This window comes from Mycobacterium sp. 1165196.3, assembly GCF_001673415.1.
Classification (GTDB): Bacteria; Actinomycetota; Actinomycetes; order Mycobacteriales; family Mycobacteriaceae; genus Mycobacterium; species Mycobacterium europaeum_A.
Genome location: NZ_LZLU01000048.1, coordinates 1 through 17,623, shown reverse-complemented (window position 1 = coordinate 17,623; position 17,623 = coordinate 1). Strand labels below are relative to the sequence as shown.

Here is a 17,623-nt window from a genome sequence, read left to right as displayed (position 1 = left end):
GCCGGTCGCCGCGCTCGCTTAAGTGTCTACCCCCGACCGAGCGCCATCCAGCGTCGCGTCGTTCACAGCGTGTTACGCCGGCCCGCGAGGGAGGTGGCCAGCGACGCGTTGTCGAGCAGCCTGCGCAACACCTCGACCGCTTGCATCAGCACCTGACGGTCCGCGGAGTCGAGCAGCGCCAATTGCGGTTCGATCGCGGCGGCGCGGTCGGCCCGGACCGCGTTGAGCGTGCGCCTGCCCTCGGCCGTGATCCGGATCCGGACCGCACGCGCATCTCCGGGGTCGACCATCCGGGTGACCAGGCCCGCCTCCTCGAGCCGGCGCACCTGCGTGGTCATCGTCGGTTGCGAGCAATGATCGACCGAGGCCAGGTCACCGATTCGGGCCTCGCCGTGAGCTTCGATGGTGGCCAGCAGCCTGGCCTGCGCTGCGGGCAGCGGCATTTGGATGCGTTGGGTGGCCAGCCGGTTGAGCCGCGCGACCACGGCGAGCAGATCGGCTCCCAGTCCCTGCGCTCCCTCGAGCTTTGCGGTATCGACGACATTGTCCATGTCTCCATGGTTGCATAGCTTTGCTAAGCGAGGCCAAAGGCGCTATGTTTCGGTTCAGCCGGTGACGCCCTCTAATAACGGGATTTAGTGCTGCGGGCTGGCACAATCAATGAGGTGACTTCCCCCGCCCCCGCCCCTTTGCGGAATCGGGGTGGCCCGCTGCGACCGTCCGAATTGGCGCAGGCCTCTGTCATGGGGGCGCTATGCGCGGTCATCGCGATCATCGCCACCGTCATTCCCTTCGCTCAGGGACTGGCGTTGCTGGGCACGGTCCCCATGGCGCTGTTGGCCTACCGCTACCGCCTCCGTGTGCTCGTCGCCGCCACGGTTGCCGGCGGGATGATCACGTTTCTCATCGCAGGCATGGGCAGTCTCGTGGCGGTCCTCAACTGTGCCTACATCGGCGGGTTGACCGGGTTCGTCAAACGCCGGCGGCGTGGCGCGCTGACTGTTGTGGTCTCGTCATTTGTCGCGGGAGTGGCCATCGCCGGCGTAACCGTCGCAATGCTGGCAGTGCTAAGTCGGTTGCGGCACTTGATCTTTCAGGTTATGACCGCCAACGTGGATGGCGCCGCTTCCTTCTTGGTGCGAATACATCTGCAGGCTGTCGCCGCTGATGTGCAGCGGGTTTTTGCCTACGGGTTGCAGTACTGGGTGTGGTTGATGCTCGGCTATGTCATCTACGGGGTGATGATCTCATCGTTGATCGGCTGGTGGGTGCTCTCCCGGCTTTTGGAGCGGTTGCACAGCATTCCCGATGTGCACAAATTGGATGCTCCGGAGGGCGCCGCAGGCTCGGATGACCGGGTCGGACCGGTGCCCGTGCGGCTGGTCGACGTGCGGTTTCGCTACCCGGGCGCCAGTCAAGACGCGTTGCGTGAAATCAACCTCGACCTGAACGTCGGCGAACACGTCGCGGTTATCGGCGCCAACGGCTCCGGGAAAACCACCTTGACGCTGATTCTGGCGGGCCGGTCGCCGACATCCGGTGCCGTCCACCGCCCCGGCGCAGTGGGCCTGGGAATGGTCGGCGGCACGTCGCTCGTGCTCCAGCACCCGCAGACCCAGGTGTTGGGCACCAGAGTTGCCGACGATGTGGTGTGGGGGCTGCCGCCGGGCACCAAGGTTGATGTGGATACATTGCTGAGCGAAGTCGGTCTTGAGGGGTTCGCGGAACGCGACACCGGCAGCCTGTCGGGTGGGGAGCTGCAGCGCCTTGCGCTGGCCGCGGCGATAGCCCGAGAACCGTCGCTGTTGATTGCCGACGAGTTCACCAGCATGATCGACCAGCCGGGCCGGGAACTGTTGTTGGACGTGCTGTCCGCTCTCCCTGAGCGGCACCGAACAGCCCTGGTGCACATCACCCACTTCGACAACGAAGCTGCATCTGCGGATCGCACGATCGACCTCAGCGGTTCGTCCGACAACACGGGCATGGTCGAGATCGCGCCGGCGCCAGTGCCAACCGTGGCTGTCAGTCCGGGCGCGCATCGTCCGGTGATTGAGGTAGTCGGCGTCGGGCACGAATACAACCGTGGTACTCCCTGGGCGAAGACGGCGCTGCGTGATATCACCTTCGCGGTGGACCAGGGCGACGGGCTTTTGGTCCACGGCGGCAACGGATCTGGTAAGTCGACACTCGCGTGGATCATGGCTGGACTGACCGTGCCCAGCACCGGTGCATGCCTCATTGACGGCGAACCCACCTATGCTCACGTCGGCGCGGTGGCGTTGTCGTTCCAGACCGCGCGGCTCCAGTTGATGCGCAGCCACGTGAATCTGGAACTCGCCTCAGTGGCCGGATTCTCACCGCAAGACCATGGTCGGGTGGCCGCGGCGCTGGAGGCAGTGGGACTGGACCCCGCACTAGGAGGGCGGCGCATCGACCAACTCAGCGGTGGACAAATGCGCCGTGTCGTGCTGGCCGGCCTTCTGGCGTGTTCGCCCCGAGTGTTGATTCTCGATGAGCCCCTGGCGGGGCTGGACGCCGCCAGTCAGCGCGGCTTGCTGCGAGTGCTCGCGGACCAGCGCCGCAAAGGCCTGACACTGGTGGTCATTTCGCACGATTTCGTCGGAATGAGTGAGGTTTGCCCGCGAACGATCCATCTGAAAAAGGGCGCACTGGAAACGGTGTCGCCGACTGCCGCGGTGGGGGACCGAGCATGACCACAACTTCCACCGCGGCGTCCAACCCGAACCGGCGCCGTTCCCGCTCGGTTGTCATGTTGGTCCCGGTCCCGGGACGTTCGACCATCCACGACTTATGGGCCGGCACTAAACTGCTTGTCGTCTTTGGTGTCTCCGTGCTGCTGACGTTTTATCCGGGATGGGTGACGATCGGGTTGGTGGCCGCGCTCCTGATGACGGCCGTGCGGATTGCGCGGATTCCCCGCGGCGCGGTGCCGTCGATTCCTCGATGGCTGTGGGCCCTTCTCGCGCTGGGCTTCGTGACCGCGGCGCTGGCAGGTGGGACTCCCAACGTGCCGGTGGGCGGATTGAACGTCGGCCTTGGTGGAGCGTTGAACTTCCTGAGGATCACCGCACTTTCGGTCGTACTGCTGGGCTTGGGAGCAATGGTGTCGTGGACGACTAACGTTGCCGAAATCGCTCCTGCTCTGACCACGCTGGGCCGGCCGCTGAAACTGCTGCGCATCCCGATCGACGAGTGGGCGGTCGCGTTAGCCCTTGCGCTTCGGGCCTTCCCGATGTTGCTCGATGAATTTCACGTGCTCTACGCCGCTCGTATGCTGCGGCCCAACCGCATACCGCCGGGGCGCAAGGCGCGGGTTCGGCAGCAGAGTCGGGGCATGATCGACCTGATGGCGGCTGCCATCGTCGTTACTCTCCGCCGCGCTGACGAGATGGGCGATGCGATTACGGCCCGCGGCGGGATCGGTCAGCTATCCGCCAGCCCGGCACGACCGAGACTGGCGGACTGGTTGACACTAGTGATAGCTGTGCTGGTCGGTGGCGCCGGAGTGGCGATCGAGACCCTAATGATGCACTCGGGTTGATTGTCAGAGTAGACCGAGACGCAGCGAACTACTGTTGGTTGACAACGTCGACCACACATGTGCCTGCGCTCGCAATGCCGGGTCGATCGGCGCCGCGCGCTGATGAAAGACACCGAAGGTTCGACGCCGTTGCGACGGGCTGCTTCATAATCAGCTGATCCGGCCACAGGAGGGGCACTTGCCAGCCACGACGATCAGCCTCAAGCAGCAGATGCTCCGGCGCCGCCCCGTGACGGGTGCACACGTCGCACCAGGGGCCGCGGACCACCTCAAGCGCGGCATCGGCACCTTCCAGCTGACCATGTTCGGGGTCGGCTCGACGGTCGGCACCGGGATCTTCTTCGTCATGTCGCAGGCAGTCCCCGAGGCCGGCCCGGGGGTGATCGTCTCCTTCCTGCTCGCCGGCCTCGCCGCCGGCCTCGCCGCGGTCTGCTACGCCGAATTGGCTTCGGCGGTGCCTGTTTCGGGATCGTCGTATTCCTACGCCTACACCACGCTGGGGGAGGTCGTGGCCGTGGCCGTGGCGGCCTGCCTGCTGCTGGAATACGGCGTGGCGACCGCCGCGGTCGCAGTCAACTGGAGCGGCTACCTGAACAAGCTGCTGAGCAACGTCCTGGGATTCCAACTGCCGCAAACCTTTTCGGCCGCGCCGTGGGATGCGCAACCCGGCTATCTGAACGTACCGGCGGTCGTGCTGATTGTCTTGTGCGCGTTGTTACTCGTCCGCGGCGCCAGCGAGTCGGCCAAGGTCAACGCGATCATGGTGATGATCAAACTCGGCGTGCTCGTCGTCTTCGGTGTTGTCGCGTTCACGGCGTTCGACGCGAGCCATCTGCGTGACTTCGCGCCCTTCGGTTTTTCCGGCATCGGCTCGGCGGCCGGCACCATCTTCTTCTCCTATATCGGCCTGGACGCGGTGTCCACCGCCGGCGACGAGGTGAAGAACCCGCAGCAGACCATGCCGCGCGCACTCATCGGCGCATTGCTGACCGTCACCGGCGTCTACGTTTTCGTGGCGCTGGCCGCGCTGGGCACCCAGCCCTGGCAGAACTTCGCCGGGCAGCAGGAAGCCGGGCTCGCGACGATTCTTGACAACGTCACCCACGGCGGCTGGGCCAGCACGATTCTGGCTGCCGGAGCGGTCATTTCGATCTTCAGCGTCACACTGGTCACCATGTACGGGCTGACCCGCATCCTGTTCGCCATGGGCCGTGACGGCTTGTTGCCCGCGCGGTTCGCGACGGTGAACGCGCGCACCATGACCCCGGTGAACAACACGGTGATCGTCGCCATCGTGGCCTCCGCCCTGGCCGCGTTCATTCCGCTGCAGAAGCTGGCCGACATGGTGTCGATCGGCACGCTCACCGCGTTCGTCGTGGTGTCCGTCGGAGTGATCGTCCTGCGGGTACGCGAGCCCGACCTGCCAAGGGGGTTCAAGGTCCCGGGTTATCCCGTCACACCGGTCCTTTCGGTGGCGGCCTGCGGGTACATCCTGGCCAGCTTGCACTGGTACACCTGGATCGCGTTCAGCGGCTGGGTGTTACTGGCGCTGGTCTTCTACTTCGTCTGGGGCCGCCACCACAGCGCGCTCAACGACCCCGCTTCTTCGGAAGCGATCTAGGCCCTCACTGGCGCGCGGCGGCGGTGTTCGCCGCCGCCTGAGCCCGCCGCAGCGTCGTCGCCACATCGCCGCGGCCCAAGAACATTTCGTCGAAATACGGCTGCAGCGCGTCGTTGCCGGCGGCAAAGCCCGCACCGCCGGGGGCCGCGATGCGCGGACCGTTCAGCACGGCGAAGAACGGCGTGACGTCCACCCCCCTGGCGGCCCAGTACCGGAAGTAGACCGGTTGCGCCGAGGACACCGCGGGGATGGCCGCACCGTAGCGGCCCAGAAATTCGTTGCCCTGCCTGCTGCCCATCCAGGCCAGCACCTGGCGCACCGCGTCGGGATGCTTCGTTGCCGCATTGCCCGCCGCGGCAATGCCGTTGGTCACGCTGACCCGGCCCACCGGGCCGGCGGGCATCATCGCCACCCCCCAGTGGAACCGGGCATCGCGGGCCACCGGCGCCAGGTTGTAGGTGCCGGACTGGAACAGCGCCATCCTGCCGGCCAGGAACTGGTTGCGGGAGAAGTCGCCGTTGTCGTTGGTGTCGGCGGCGGGCGGCGCGACGTGGTCGCGGTTGATCAGGTCGACCAGATAACGGAAGGCCGCCACGGCGGCGGGGTTGGCAAACGCGAACGTGTCGCCGCGTTGGAAGACGCCGCCGGCCGAGCCGATGTAGTTCAGGTAGATGCCCTGCGGGTCGTTGGCCGCGTTGTATGCCCATTGCCGCACCCGTCCCGCATCGAATCGTGGTGTGTCGCCGCGGTTTCCGTCGGCGTCGACGGTGAGCCTGCCCAGCAGGGGGCGCAAAGTGTCGTTCCCGTCGGGACCCCACCGCAGGGCGTTCAGGGCGGCGGGATCGACGCCGGCCGCGGCCAGCAGGTCGGCGTTGTAATACAACGCGATTCCCGCATCGGTCAGCTGCGGCACTCCCCACAACGTGCCGTTGCGGGTGAACTGCTCGACGACCGGACGCTCCCAATCCGAGGCGGCCTGCGGCCCGAGCGCTTCGCCGATGTTCAGCAGGCGGCCGCTGTCGGCGTACGCCGCCAGGTAGGCGTTGGACAGCCAGAAGATGTCGTCGGCGCTGCCGCCGGCCACGTCGGTGCGCAGGGTGTTGAAGTAGGTGGAATAGGCCACCAGGTTGAGGTGCACGTCGATGTCGGGGTGGGTGCGGGTGAAGGCCTGGAACGATTCTCGGTAGGCCGCGCCGATCTGGTCGCCCCAGATCCGCACCGTGACGACCGTCTTGCCGCCGTGGGGTTGGCCGGCGTAATCCAGCAACACCGCCGCCGCGGCCAGCAGCACCGCGACGAGCGCGACCGCGGCCGCGGCCATGGTGGAAAAGCGGGGCCGGGTCACTTCAGTCCCGAGACGACGATCGAGGCGACGATGTGACGCTGGAACACGACGAACAGGGCGATGAGCGGGGCGATCGCGAGCGTGGTCGCCGCCATCACCAGCGTCCACTGGGAATTGAACCGCGATTGCAGATCGGCCGTCGCGACGGTGAGCACCCGCCACTTGTGCCCGCTGGTGATCACCAACGGCCACATGAAGTTATTCCACTGCGAGACCACCGTGATCAACGCCAGCGCCGCCAGGACCGGGCGACTCGACGGGATCACTACATGCACGATCACGTCCAACGTGTTGGCCCCGTCCAGCCGGGCCGCGTTGATCAAGTCGTTCGGGATGATCCGAAAGTGCTCGCGCAGCAAGAAGATCGCGTACGGCGAGCCGAACATAAAAGGCAACACCAACGCCCAGAACGTGTTGCGCAGGCCGAGCTGGGCCATCATGAGATACATCGGCACCACCGTGACCGTCGCGGGCACCATCAACGTCGCGATGTACACCCAGAACAGCGTGTCACGCCCGGGGAACTGCAACCGTGCGAAGGCGTATGCCGCGAGCACGGAGAAGGTCAACTGGCCCACCAGGATTACCGCCGTCATCAACGCGGTCACCGCGGCCGCCCGGCCGAACCCGGCCCCGGCCAGGTCGGCGAAATTGGCCAGCGTGGGTGGTCGCGGCAGCTGCAACGGCGTGCCCGTGACGAATTGATGCGCGGAGGTGAACGACGTCATTAGTCCAAGGGCGAACGGCGCCAGCGTGATCAACGCACCCAGCGAAAGCCCGGCGTAGATCACCACATTCGTGGGTCGACTAGGTGAGGTCATAGCTGATCCGTCGCCGAAAATACAGATGCTGGACCAGGGTGACGCCGATCAGGACCACGAACAGCACCACGGCCATCACCGACGCCCGGCCGATGGCCGCCGAGCCGAACGCCTCGGCGTAGATGCGATGGGCCACCAGGTCGGTGCTGCCGGCCGGTCCGCCGCCGGTCAGTGCGTACACCATGTCGAAAACCTGTGCGGCACTGACAATCCCGGTCACCAGCACAAAGAAGGTCGTGGGGCGCAGCATGGGCATGGTGATGCGCCAGAACCGCTGCCACGCCGTGGCGCCGTCGGTGCGGGCGGCGGCGTGGATCTCGTCGGGAATGGCCAGCAGTCCTGCCAGGAACGACAACGAGACATAGCCGACGTTGGTCCACACCACCACGGCCGACACCAGCGGCAGCGCGAAGCTGGGATCCGACAACCATTCGATGCTGTGGCCCAGCACCGTGCTCACGGCGCCGTCGGTGGGGGCCAAAATCCACCGCCACAGCACCGCGATCGCCAGCGGAGCGCAAATCCACGGCAGCACATACAGGGTGCGAAACAGCCCGGTGCCGGGAAGCTGGCGGGCCAGCATGGTGGCGGCCAGCAGTCCCAGCGCGGTCTGCGCCGGCACCACGATGGCCACGAAGACGATCGTGACGATCAGGGAGTTGCCGAAGCCCGCGTCGGTCAGCACCGACCGCCAATTGGACAGGCCGACGAAGTGCAGCGGGCCCAGCAGATCCCATCGGCACAGGCTCAGCCAGAGCACCACCAGGATGGGCAGCAGCAGAAAGGCGAGCACGCCGAACAGACTGGGCGCCAGCAACGCGTAGCCCAGGGCGGTGGATCGAGGGACAATCCCGCGTACCGCATGGGCCATGGGCTAATTAAAGCGGGCGCCGCCGCGGTTTGGGGTGAGCGGCCGTTACGGTGGAGCCGTGACACCGAACCGGGGGATCGATGCCGACTTCCTGGACCTGCCGCGCCACGATCTGGCCGAAGCCGCGCTCTCGGCGGCCAAAGCGGCCGGGGCCACGCACGCCGACCTGCGGGTTCACCGCATCATCACCGAGATCATCCAGCTGCGCGACGGCGAGCTGGAGACCGCGGTGATCAACCGTGAGGTCGGCCTGGCGGTGCGGGTGATCGTCGACGGCACCTGGGGATTCGCCTCGCACGCGGAGCTGGTGCCGGCGGTGGCCGCCGAGACCGCCCGGCGCGCGGTGCATGTGGCCACCACGCTGGCGACGCTGAGCAGCGAGCGCGTCGAGCTGGCGCCCGAACCGGTCTACGCGGACGCGGCCTGGGTGTCGAACTACCGGATCGACCCGTTCGACATCTCGACCACCGACAAGATCGCCGTGCTGGAGGACTACTCCGGGCGGCTGCTGAGCGCCGACGGCATCAATCACGTGTCGGCGCTGCTGACGGCCGTCAAGGAGCAGACCTTCTACGCCGACACCTTCGGCTCCTCGATTACCCAGCAGCGGGTGCGGGTGCTGCCCTCACTGGAGGCGGTGACCGTCGACCCCGCAGCCGGCAGCTTCGATTCCATGCGCACGCTGGCCCCGCCGATGGGGCGGGGCTGGGAGGTCCTCGCGGGCGACGAGGTGTGGAATTGGACCGACGAGCTGGCGCAGCTGCCGTCGTTGCTGGCCGAAAAGATCAAGGCGCCCAGCGTTGTTCCCGGGCCCAAGGGCCTGGTGATCGATCCGAGCAACCTGTGGCTGACGATTCACGAATCCATCGGGCACGCAACCGAATACGACCGCGCTATCGGCTACGAGGCCGCCTACGCCGGGACGTCGTTCGCCACGCCGGACAAGCTGGGCACCATGCGGTACGGCTCGCCGGTGATGAACGTGACAGCCGACCGCACCCTCGAATTCGGCTTGGCCACCATCGGTTACGACGACGAAGGGGTGGCCGCGCAGAGCTGGGACCTGGTGCGCGACGGCATCTTCACCGGCTACCAGCTCGACCGGGTCTTCGCGCGGCGACTGGGCCAGCCGCGGTCCAACGGGTGCTCGTATGCCGATTCGCCGCATCACGTACCGATCCAGCGCATGGCCAACGTCTCCTTGCAGCCGGCGCCAGAGGACATCAGCACCGACGACTTGATCGGCCGGGTCGAGGACGGCATCTACATCGTCGGCGACAAATCGTGGTCAATCGACATGCAGCGGTACAACTTCCAGTTCACCGGCCAGCGGTTCTTCCGGATTCGTGACGGCCGCCTCGACGGCCAGCTACGCGACGTCGCCTACCAGGCCACCACGACCGACTTCTGGAATTCGATGGAAGCCGTGGGCGGCGCGTCGACGTGGCGGCTGGGCGGGGCGTTCAACTGCGGCAAGGCCCAGCCTGGGCAGATCGCGGCGGTCAGCCACGGCTGCCCGTCGGCGTTGTTCCGTGGGGTCAACGTGCTCAACACCCGGACCGAGGGCGGCCGATGATCACCCCGCAGCACGTCGTCAACATCGTGCTGGACGAGGCGGCCAAGCTCGGCCGCGCCGACGAGACCATGGTGCTGGTCACCGACAAGGTCGAGGCGACCCTGCGCTGGGCGGGCAATTCGATGACCACCAACGGAGTTTCGGTGAGCCGCAGCGTGACCGTGATTTCCGTGGTGCGTCGCGGGTCGATCGCGCGCATCGGCACGGTGGTGTCCGCCGAGGCCGATCCGCGGGTGCTGCCCGGGCTGGTGGCGGCGTCGCAGGAGGCGGCCGGGGCGGCCCCGGAGGCCGGCGATGCGGCGCCGCTGCTCGCCGACAGCGGGGTGCCCGTCGATTGGGACGCGCCGGTGCCCGGCACCGGCCCCCTGATTTTCTCCGACGTCGCCGACTCGCTGAGCCGTGGCTTCCGCGGCGAGGATCGGCTGTACGGCTTTGCCCACCACAGTGTTTCGACGACGTTCCTGGCATCATCGACCGGCTTGCGCCGGCGGTTCACCCAACCCACCGGTGCGGTGGAGATCAACGCCAAACGCGGCGACGCCAGCGCCTGGGCGGGCGTCGGCACACCCGACTTCGTCGATGTGCCAACCGATTCGCTGCTCGAACAGCTGTCAACCCGGCTGGGCTGGGCGCAGCGCAGCGTCGAACTGCCGGCCGGGCGCTACGAGACGATCATGCCGCCGTCCACGGTGGCCGACATGATGATCTACATGGCGTGGTCGATGGCCGGTCGCGGCGCCCAGGAGGGCCGGACCGCGTTTTCGGCGCCCGGCGGCGGAACCCGGGTGGGGGAGCGGCTCACCGACCTGCCGCTGACGCTGTTCTCCGATCCGATGGCGCCCGGCCTGGCCTGCACGCCGTTCGTCGCGGTGAGCAGTTCCTCGGAGACGGTGTCGGCGTTCGACAACGGCATGGAGATCACCCAGGTGGACTGGATCCGCGAGGGGGTGATCAACGCGCTGGCCTATCCGCGGGCCACGGCCGCCAAATACGACGTCGACGTCGCGGTGGCCGCCGACAACCTGGTGATGACCGGCGGGACCGCCAGTCAGGACGACATGATCGCGGCCACCGAACGGGGCCTGCTGCTGACGACGCTGTGGTACATCCGCGTCGTCGACCCCACCACCTTGTTGTTCACCGGCCTGACCCGCGACGGTGTCTATCTCATCGAGGACGGCCAGGTCACCGCTGCGGTCAACAACTTCCGGTTCAACGAGAGTCCGTTGGACCTACTGCGACGGGCCACCGAGGCCGGCGTCAGCGAAAAGACGCTGCCGCGTGAATGGGGCGACTGGGCCACCCGCGCCGCCATGCCGTCGCTGCGGATACCGGACTTCCACATGTCCTCGGTGAGCCAGGCCCGGTAATCCATTGCCGCCGGGCGGCACGCGTTCTAGCGTGTGACGAATGGCGGCCCCGGTTTCGGTTCGAGAAGACCAGCTCACCCGGCTGGTGGCGTTGTTTCCCGGGTCCCCGGCTCCTGGTCGCCTCGCGGCGTTAGCCCGCCGGGTGTGCGCGCAGACAATGTCGCTGCCACCGTTGCCCGCCAGCGTCGAAGTGGGCGAGCCGGAATCGGAGGCGGAGGCCGCCGTCGCCGAATTCGCCGAACAATTCAGCGCCGACGTCTCGTCGATCACCGCCGAGCAGCGATCACGGTTGTGCAAGCACCTCGGGGAGGCCACCTTTGGTGTCGTCGTGCAGATGTATATCGCCGACTTCATCCCCAGGGTGCGCGCCGGGCTGGAGGCGCTCGGGGTCGGTGCGCCATATCTGGGCTGGGTGGACGGCCCGATCAGCTGGGATCATACGACCGATCCGGCGGATCTCGTGTTCAATGACTTTTTAATCGCGGTGGCGCGAATGCGTGCGCTCGACCCGGTCACCTCCGAATTGGTCCGGTTGCGCGGGGCGGCCCAGCACAATTGCCGGTTATGCAATTCGCTTCGCGAGGGCGGCGCGCTCGATGCCGGCGGTTCGGAGACCTTGTATGAGGAGATCGAGCACTACGAATCGTCGAGTTTGCTCGACGACCGCGCTAAAGCAGCGCTGCGGTACGCCGATGGGTTAATTTGGACCCCTGCGCACCTCGTCGCCGACGATGTCGTCGAGGTGCGCTCACGGTTCTCCGAGGTGGAGGCCGTCGAGCTCACCTTTGACATCATGCGCAATGCCAGCAACAAGGTGGCCGTGTCATTGGGCGCAGACGCTCCCCGTGTCGAAAACGGGACCGAGCGGTACCTGCTCGACGCGGACGGCCAGACGGTATTTAGCTGATATCTGTCGGCGCCAGCCGAGCCGCTAGGGCCTTAGCTGTCGGCCCGGCGACGTCGTCCGCTGGCGTGTGAGGGACGACGTGGTCGAGCGGTCGGTGGTCCGCCTGCCCGGCGCCAAGAGCACGAAATGTTAACCATTCGTACACGGACGCGCAAGCGTACGTTTCCGCTGTGTGCGGGGCTCATTCGCTAACTTAAGCGCGGTCACTGAGACTTATGTGAACAAATATGTGACGGTGACGAGATGGCAGCGTGGCCCGAGCCGGATGGCCATGGATCGTGCGTCAGTGGCCCGCGGTCCGGGTGGCTTTCCGTGTCAGTTGTTTTGCAGGATTTCTAGCTTGGTCGCGTCGGAACGACTGCGTTCCCGCGCAGAGGGAGGTTCGGAAATGACAACCACCGGTACGCGCTCGCGAGTTCGAGTGTCATCGGTCTGGGCTGCCGGCGTAGCGCTGGGCGCTTCGATGCTCGGTAGCGCCGTCCTGTCAGCTCCGCAAGCGTCGGCTACCTGCAATCTGACTCCGGCCGACGACCAGTACATCAACCTGCTCGCGCAGAACAAGATGGTGCACAACGCCGATTACAGCGATTGCCACGAGGCCGCCGAGGGCCGTTGGTTCGCCGACCAGGTTCGGTCCAACCCCAATCCGTTCGGTGAGGGCCAAGAGTTGGTCAACATGATCACCAGTACCACGCCGTTGACTCAGGCCCAGGCCGAGTGGGAGGTCGAGTCGGCCATCTACGTCTACGCGCCGGACCTGATCCCGAAGATCAAAGACCAAGCCGCGAAGGCGAACTGGCCGACCGCTTAGCGAGAGCTATTGCTGCGCAATCCCTTATGAGTTTCAACCCCAAGCGGTCGTGAGGGCTTAGCCCTCCGGCCGCTTTCGGTTTAGTCGGCTAACTCGACGGCGCCGTTGACGGTAAGCCCCGGCAGCACCTGCAAGAGGCTGCTCGCCTTGGGTTCGCCGCGTTACTTGTTTGGACCTGAATAGTTTCTCGCACAGTAATTTTAGCTAGGCGCTGTTCACGAGCTGTTTGCAGAGATCGTCGTTTGTCGCGCTGTTTACCGGTGGTACCCAATCGTTGCCGCGAAAGAAAAGCTAGAAAATTCCGTGATAAGGGGGTTCGACAGAAGTGGCAACGACACGATCGCGCGTGCAGGTGCTGGCGGCGGGGGCTGCCGGCATTGCGCTGGGAGCCGCGATGTTCGGTGGTGCTGTGGTGTCAGCGCCGCGGGCTGCGGCGGCCTGCAATTTGACTCCCGCCGACGACCAGTACGTCAAACTGCTGGCGCAGAACAAAATGGTGCACAACGCCGACTACAGCGATTGCCATGAGGCCGCCGAGGGCCGTTGGTTCGCCGATCAGGTTCGCGCCAACCCCAATCCGTACGGCGAGGGGCAGGAGCTCATCAACATGATCACCCGTACGACGCCGATGAGTCAGGCCCAGGCCGAATGGGAGGTGGAGTCGGCGATCTTCGTCTACGCGCCTGAGTTGATTCCCAAGATCAAGGCTCAAGCCGGGCAGCAAGCGCCTGGGCCCGCTTGATCGCGGGGACATAAAGGTGCCGTGCCGGTGGGCGTTCCCGCAACGGGGCGCCCACCGAGCGCGTCGGCTCAGCGCCAGCTGCCCGACGAACGCCGGCTTCGGTCTTCAGCTACGGTTTCCTACGGAACTATCCCGTCGGGGCGGTAGCTCAGTTGGTTAGAGCCGCGGACTCATAATCCGTTGGTCGCGGGTTCGAGCCCCGCCCGCCCCACTTACCACCTGTATGACGTCGGGTGATGCGACATTTTGCCTTCGGGTGATGCCTGACAGTGTTTCGGCTGATGCTTGACAGTTGTTTCGGTTGATCCTCAACGCTCCCCGCGAGCCTTTTGGAGCTGCGGCGTTCGCGTCGGTATTGGGGCACCGCACCGGCCGGTGTCTGGACTGGGTAGTTGTGATCCCGAAGTCAGTGCGTGGAATCGGCCTTGGTCAACACCATCGCCGCTTGGTTGTACGGAAACAGGCGGTAGAACATCCCTGATGGCCACGAAACGATTGCTGCGCCCTCCGCCTTACTCACCAGACGAGGATTGACCAGGGCGATACTACTGCCGCGCCTGCGCAATACCGCCTGTCCGCCGGCCAGAACATTCTTCACCCAGTCCGAATGCAGCCCGTACCCGATGAGGACGACGAAGCCGTCGGGTGTGGGAAATACCAACAGCGGCGTTCGATAACGCCTGCCTGATTTGCGTCCGACATGTTCGAGTGTGCATAGGCCTGGCAGCCACGGCGCGATCGACCGAGCCGCTGGATTGGTGACTCGACGATTGAATTTGGCGACGGCCCTTGGTACCCGCATGGCTCCTCATCCTCAGTTAAGTTCGAATCATCGATGCGCCAACTCACGCGGTCGCGGGCACCAGGGCGCTGATGTCCTGGCCTTGAAGCAGCTTGATCGTCAGATTCAGGTCGAAGTAGTCGGTCCAGCGTGTGATTTTCCCGTCGCCATCGACGACGAAGGTCCCCATCACCGGGATGGCCGGCTTGCGTCCATCGGGAGTCTGGATGTAATCCAGCCGTTCGGTGAGCACCACGGAACCCTCGCTGGCGAGGTTCACGATCTCGAAGGCGTAGGCGTCCGGGAACATAGCGAACTGGGCCGCCAGGTTCTCCACGATGGCGTCCGGTCCGGTGAAGGCAGGCATTCCCACGTTCTGATAGACGGCCCCTTCGGCGAGGAGGGGACGTAACGCTTCGGCGTCTCGCGTCTCCATCAAAGCGCAAAAGTGGCGGACGACATCGGCTGGCGAAGACATGAAATGAATCCTTTCGCTGCGAGTAGGTGAATCAACTGCGCGGACTGGAAGACGATGCGGATTTGCCTCTCGACACATCAGTGCTCGTGGATGATGACCCCGCGGATGTTGCGGCCGGCGAGCATGTCGTCGTAAGCCTCGTTGATGTCGTCGAGCTTGTACTCGGTGGTGACGGCTTCGTCGAGCAATAGCTTGCCGCTTCGATAGAGGCTGAGCAGTCGAGGGATGTCGGCCCGCGGGTTGGCTTCGCCGTACAGGCTGCCCAGCAGGCGCTTCTGGAACAGCGTGAACAACGTCAGCGGCAGCGTCGGCGTCACGTCGGACATCGATGCCAGGGCGGTCGCCACCACGGCACCGCCCTTCCGCACCGCGTTGAGCGCGTCGTTGATCATCGCGCCTTCGAGCACACCTGGCGTGAGGATGGCCGAGTCGGCCATGATCCCGCGCGTGAGCTCACCAACTAACTGGGTTGCTTCCTGCATCGAGGTGGCAAAGTGCGTGGCCCCGAACTGAAACGCTTTGTCGCGCTTGCTCGGTTCGATATCCACCACGACGATCTGCTCCGCTCCGGCCAGCCGCGCGCCCTGAATGGCACCGCTGCCGATCCCCCCGCAGCCGACCACGAGAACCACGTCGCCGGGACTGACGTTGGCGGTATTCACGGCCGAACCCCAGCCGGTGGTGATGCCGCAACCGAGAAGACATGCGCGCGACAGCGGCACATCATCGTCGATCTTGACGACGGAAGCCTCCGACAACACACCCCACTGCGCGAAACTGCCGACGCCCGAGAGCGCTCCGATGCCCCGTCCTCTGGCTCGGCGCCGGAAGGTGCCGTCGGCCTGGACCCCCGCCAGGATGATCGCCCCGTAATCACAGAGGTTCTGACGGCCCGTGGCGCACCAGCGGCAGCGGCCGCACGCCGGCAGGAACGACGTGACCACGTGGTCTCCCACCGCCAGATCGCGGACTCCCGGACCAACCTCGTGAACGACGCCCGCCCCTTCGTGCCCACCTATCAAGGGGAAACTCACCCCGAACATGTCGCCGGTGCGGATGTGGTGGTCGGAGTGGCATAGACCGGTGGCTTCAAACTCGACGAGTAGCTCGCCTTCCTGTGGCGGATCGAGTTCGATCTCTTCCACCGACCACCTCTCGTTCAGCCCCCACAGAACTGCTCCCTTGGTCTTCATGGCGACTCCTCGAGGATATGTATGGCACGCTCCGGGCAGTTCGCGATTGCGTTGTGCGCCCGGTCTTCCCACCCGGACGGGATATCTTCCACAATCACGAAGGCGGTCCCTTCGTCGTCGATGTCGAACAATTCGGGATACGCCGCATAACAACGGCTGTGGCCTTGGCACGTTTCCCTGTCGACATGAAGTTTCACGTTGTCTAATCCAATCCGCCTGGCCTGGTCCCGATGACTCCTTTTTCTGTGAGCGCTGCAATCGATGCGGCGTCGAGGCCCAGTAGGTCGCCGAGGATGCTCGCGTTGTGCTGCCCTAAGGTCGGCGCTGCCGACCGATACCACGTCTCAACGCTGCGGTACCTGAAGGGAATCGCCGGCACGTGATGCCGTCCCACGACGGGATGGTCGAGGCTTTCGAAGAAGCCCCGTGCCGCCAGCTGAGGGTGCATCGAACCGACCCTGGCGTCTGCCAAATCCGCAGCCGGAACACCACATTCAACGAGTAACTGTGCGGCGGCCGTGGAATCGTATTGGGCAGCCCATTGCTCGAGGTGCTTATCGATCAGATCATGTGCCCGCACGCGCCCGTCATGAGTGTCCAACGCGGGGTCGTTTGCCCAGTCCGGTTCGCGCAGAGCCGACTTGAGTAGGCGCCACTGCTCGTCCGTGGCGACCGAGATCGCCAGCCATCGTTCGGTTCCCGCGCATGGATAGAGCCCTTGTGGGGCGGCGTCACGGCTGCGGTTTCCCAATCGCGATATCAGGTTCCCGTAGGCGGTGAATTCGACAACCTGCTCGGCGGCGGCGTTGAGCGCGGATTCAACCATCGATACTTCGATTAGCGACCCTTGGCCGGTTTCGTCGCGTCGCCGGAGTCCTGCCAGCATGGCGAATGCGGAGTGCATTCCCGCCAGTGGGTCACACGGGCCTCGGGGGATTCGCGGCTGGTCGTACTCGTGACCGGTCACCCACGCCATTCCGGTCATCTGCTCCATGGTTTGCGCGAAACCCACGTTGTTGCGCCACGGTCCGTCGAGCCCGAAGGCAGGCATGCGGACCATCACGATCCGGGGGTTGTGCTCACTGACGGCCTCCCACGTGATGGCGAAATTGTCGAAGACGCGGGGCGAGAAGTTCTCGACCAGAATGTCCGAGGATTGGACAAGGCCGAAAAGCAGCCCCCGGCCTTCGGGGGAAGACAGGTCGAGGGTCAGCCCTCGCTTGTTGGCGTTGGTCGCCAAGTACATCCCCGACCGCTCCCACCACTGAGGTTGGGCGGCGAACGCCGCGGCCGCCATCCGTGCGCCGTCAGGGTGGTCTGTCGACTCCAGGTGAATGACCTCAGCGCCCAGCGCGGCGAGAATGTGGGTGGAGGAGGGACCCGCCCACAACAGGATTACGACCGGAGCCGAAGGTGCACCGCGACTTCCTCTGGAGGGCATACGAATTCTCGACGCGACAGCGTGGTGGGCGGGTCCCTCCTCCACCCACATTCTCGCCGCGCTGGGCGCTGAGGTCATTCACCTGGAGTCGACAGACCACC

General features: G+C 65.5%; 18 protein-coding genes and 1 tRNA gene. 10 read left to right on the top strand and 9 right to left on the bottom strand.

What is annotated here, in order from left to right; genetic code table 11:
- Positions 1-62: 62 nt before the first annotated feature.
- Positions 63-551 carry a MarR family winged helix-turn-helix transcriptional regulator gene (locus A5659_RS04665; RefSeq protein WP_066872644.1) on the bottom strand — a complete coding sequence of 163 codons (489 nt, stop codon included), beginning with the start codon at positions 549-551 and terminating at the stop codon, positions 63-65.
- A gap of 114 nt (positions 552-665) precedes the next feature.
- Here A5659_RS04665 and A5659_RS04660 point away from each other — a divergent pair, with 114 nt between their 5' ends.
- From A5659_RS04660 to A5659_RS04650, 3 genes are all read left to right on the top strand, one after another.
- A complete protein-coding gene (locus A5659_RS04660) occupies positions 666-2,717 on the top strand; it encodes an ATP-binding cassette domain-containing protein (protein ID WP_082975894.1) in 2,052 nt (683 codons plus the stop codon).
- A complete protein-coding gene (locus A5659_RS04655) occupies positions 2,714-3,565 on the top strand; it encodes an energy-coupling factor transporter transmembrane protein EcfT (RefSeq protein ID WP_067179526.1) in 852 nt (283 codons plus the stop codon). Before A5659_RS04660 ends, A5659_RS04655 begins: the two co-directional genes overlap by 4 nt.
- Positions 3,566-3,743: 178 nt before the next feature.
- The gene (locus A5659_RS04650) at positions 3,744-5,186 is read left to right on the top strand and encodes an amino acid permease (RefSeq protein ID WP_067179524.1); all 1,443 of its coding nucleotides are present in this window, start codon (positions 3,744-3,746) and stop codon (positions 5,184-5,186) included.
- A 4-nt stretch (positions 5,187-5,190) separates the two neighbouring features.
- Here the strand turns inward: A5659_RS04650 and A5659_RS04645 are convergent, their stop codons facing one another.
- From A5659_RS04645 to A5659_RS04635, 3 genes are read right to left on the bottom strand one after another with little or no spacing between them, the layout of a single operon-like run.
- Positions 5,191-6,531, bottom strand: coding sequence for an extracellular solute-binding protein (locus A5659_RS04645; RefSeq protein WP_067179522.1), 1,341 nt, complete (start codon positions 6,529-6,531; stop codon positions 5,191-5,193).
- Positions 6,528-7,352, bottom strand: coding sequence for a carbohydrate ABC transporter permease (locus A5659_RS04640; protein ID WP_067179520.1), 825 nt, complete (start codon positions 7,350-7,352; stop codon positions 6,528-6,530). The genes A5659_RS04645 and A5659_RS04640 overlap by 4 nt, the downstream gene beginning before the upstream one ends.
- A complete protein-coding gene (locus A5659_RS04635) occupies positions 7,339-8,223 on the bottom strand; it encodes a carbohydrate ABC transporter permease (RefSeq protein ID WP_067179518.1) in 885 nt (294 codons plus the stop codon). Before A5659_RS04635 ends, A5659_RS04640 begins: the two co-directional genes overlap by 14 nt.
- 58 nt (positions 8,224-8,281) lie before the next feature.
- Here A5659_RS04635 and A5659_RS04630 point away from each other — a divergent pair, with 58 nt between their 5' ends.
- The 6 genes from A5659_RS04630 to A5659_RS04605 all read left to right on the top strand — a co-directional run bounded on the left by A5659_RS04630 (position 8,282) and on the right by A5659_RS04605 (position 13,840).
- Entirely contained in the window at positions 8,282-9,799 is a 1,518-nt protein-coding gene (locus A5659_RS04630) for a TldD/PmbA family protein (protein ID WP_067179530.1), read from the top strand.
- On the top strand, positions 9,796-11,169 hold the full coding sequence (locus tag A5659_RS04625) for a TldD/PmbA family protein (RefSeq protein ID WP_067179516.1): 1,374 nt from the start codon (positions 9,796-9,798) through the stop codon (positions 11,167-11,169). The genes A5659_RS04630 and A5659_RS04625 overlap by 4 nt, the downstream gene beginning before the upstream one ends.
- A 40-nt stretch (positions 11,170-11,209) precedes the next feature.
- Positions 11,210-12,076: a carboxymuconolactone decarboxylase family protein gene (locus A5659_RS04620; protein WP_067179514.1), complete on the top strand. Its 867-nt coding sequence runs from the start codon at positions 11,210-11,212 to the stop codon at positions 12,074-12,076.
- Between the two features lie 388 nt (positions 12,077-12,464).
- Positions 12,465-12,887, top strand: a complete 423-nt coding sequence (locus tag A5659_RS04615; RefSeq protein WP_066872617.1) for a hypothetical protein — start codon at positions 12,465-12,467, stop codon at positions 12,885-12,887.
- A 394-nt stretch (positions 12,888-13,281) separates the two neighbouring features.
- A complete protein-coding gene (locus tag A5659_RS04610; protein ID WP_067179528.1) occupies positions 13,282-13,629 on the top strand; it encodes a hypothetical protein in 348 nt (115 codons plus the stop codon).
- 137 nt (positions 13,630-13,766) lie between these two features.
- Positions 13,767-13,840, top strand: a tRNA-Ile gene (locus A5659_RS04605).
- 195 nt (positions 13,841-14,035) lie between these two features.
- On the opposite strand, the gene A5659_RS04600 is transcribed toward A5659_RS04605, so the two are convergent.
- From A5659_RS04600 to A5659_RS04580, 5 genes are all read right to left on the bottom strand, one after another.
- Positions 14,036-14,431 carry a nitroreductase family deazaflavin-dependent oxidoreductase gene (locus A5659_RS04600; protein ID WP_067179511.1) on the bottom strand — a complete coding sequence of 132 codons (396 nt, stop codon included), beginning with the start codon at positions 14,429-14,431 and terminating at the stop codon, positions 14,036-14,038.
- A gap of 43 nt (positions 14,432-14,474) precedes the next feature.
- Positions 14,475-14,888, bottom strand: a complete 414-nt coding sequence (locus tag A5659_RS04595) for a limonene-1,2-epoxide hydrolase family protein (RefSeq protein WP_067179509.1) — start codon at positions 14,886-14,888, stop codon at positions 14,475-14,477.
- Positions 14,889-14,965: 77 nt separating this feature from the next.
- Positions 14,966-16,081, bottom strand: coding sequence for an NDMA-dependent alcohol dehydrogenase (locus tag A5659_RS04590; RefSeq protein WP_067179507.1), 1,116 nt, complete (start codon positions 16,079-16,081; stop codon positions 14,966-14,968).
- Complete coding sequence (locus A5659_RS04585; RefSeq protein ID WP_066872605.1) at positions 16,078-16,278, bottom strand: ferredoxin; 201 nt, start codon at positions 16,276-16,278, stop codon at positions 16,078-16,080. The genes A5659_RS04590 and A5659_RS04585 overlap by 4 nt, the downstream gene beginning before the upstream one ends.
- A gap of 5 nt (positions 16,279-16,283) precedes the next feature.
- Positions 16,284-17,522: a CaiB/BaiF CoA-transferase family protein gene (locus A5659_RS04580; protein ID WP_231997735.1), complete on the bottom strand. Its 1,239-nt coding sequence runs from the start codon at positions 17,520-17,522 to the stop codon at positions 16,284-16,286.
- Here A5659_RS04580 and A5659_RS26750 point away from each other — a divergent pair.
- A partial coding sequence (locus tag A5659_RS26750; protein ID WP_369829356.1) for a CoA transferase occupies positions 17,443-17,623 on the top strand: 181 nt, incomplete at its 3' end. The two genes, A5659_RS04580 and A5659_RS26750, sit on opposite strands and share 80 nt — an antisense overlap.

Excerpts from the sequence above, each read along its gene's own strand:
- A5659_RS04665 (WP_066872644.1), bottom strand. The coding sequence starts at position 551 with ATGGACAATGTCGTCGATACCGCAAAGCTCGAGGGAGCGCAGGGACTG.
- A5659_RS04655 (WP_067179526.1), top strand. The coding sequence starts at position 2,714 with ATGACCACAACTTCCACCGCGGCGTCCAACCCGAACCGGCGCCGTTCC.
- A5659_RS04640 (WP_067179520.1), bottom strand. The coding sequence starts at position 7,352 with ATGACCTCACCTAGTCGACCCACGAATGTGGTGATCTACGCCGGGCTT.
- A5659_RS04635 (WP_067179518.1), bottom strand. The coding sequence starts at position 8,223 with ATGGCCCATGCGGTACGCGGGATTGTCCCTCGATCCACCGCCCTGGGC.
- A5659_RS04625 (WP_067179516.1), top strand. The coding sequence starts at position 9,796 with ATGATCACCCCGCAGCACGTCGTCAACATCGTGCTGGACGAGGCGGCC.
- A5659_RS04620 (WP_067179514.1), top strand. The coding sequence starts at position 11,210 with ATGGCGGCCCCGGTTTCGGTTCGAGAAGACCAGCTCACCCGGCTGGTG.
- A5659_RS04615 (WP_066872617.1), top strand. The coding sequence starts at position 12,465 with ATGACAACCACCGGTACGCGCTCGCGAGTTCGAGTGTCATCGGTCTGG.
- A5659_RS04610 (WP_067179528.1), top strand. The coding sequence starts at position 13,282 with ATGTTCGGTGGTGCTGTGGTGTCAGCGCCGCGGGCTGCGGCGGCCTGC.
- A5659_RS04600 (WP_067179511.1), bottom strand. The coding sequence starts at position 14,431 with ATGCGGGTACCAAGGGCCGTCGCCAAATTCAATCGTCGAGTCACCAAT.
- A5659_RS04595 (WP_067179509.1), bottom strand. The coding sequence starts at position 14,888 with ATGTCTTCGCCAGCCGATGTCGTCCGCCACTTTTGCGCTTTGATGGAG.
- A5659_RS04590 (WP_067179507.1), bottom strand. The coding sequence starts at position 16,081 with ATGAAGACCAAGGGAGCAGTTCTGTGGGGGCTGAACGAGAGGTGGTCG.
- A5659_RS04580 (WP_231997735.1), bottom strand. The coding sequence starts at position 17,522 with ATGCCCTCCAGAGGAAGTCGCGGTGCACCTTCGGCTCCGGTCGTAATC.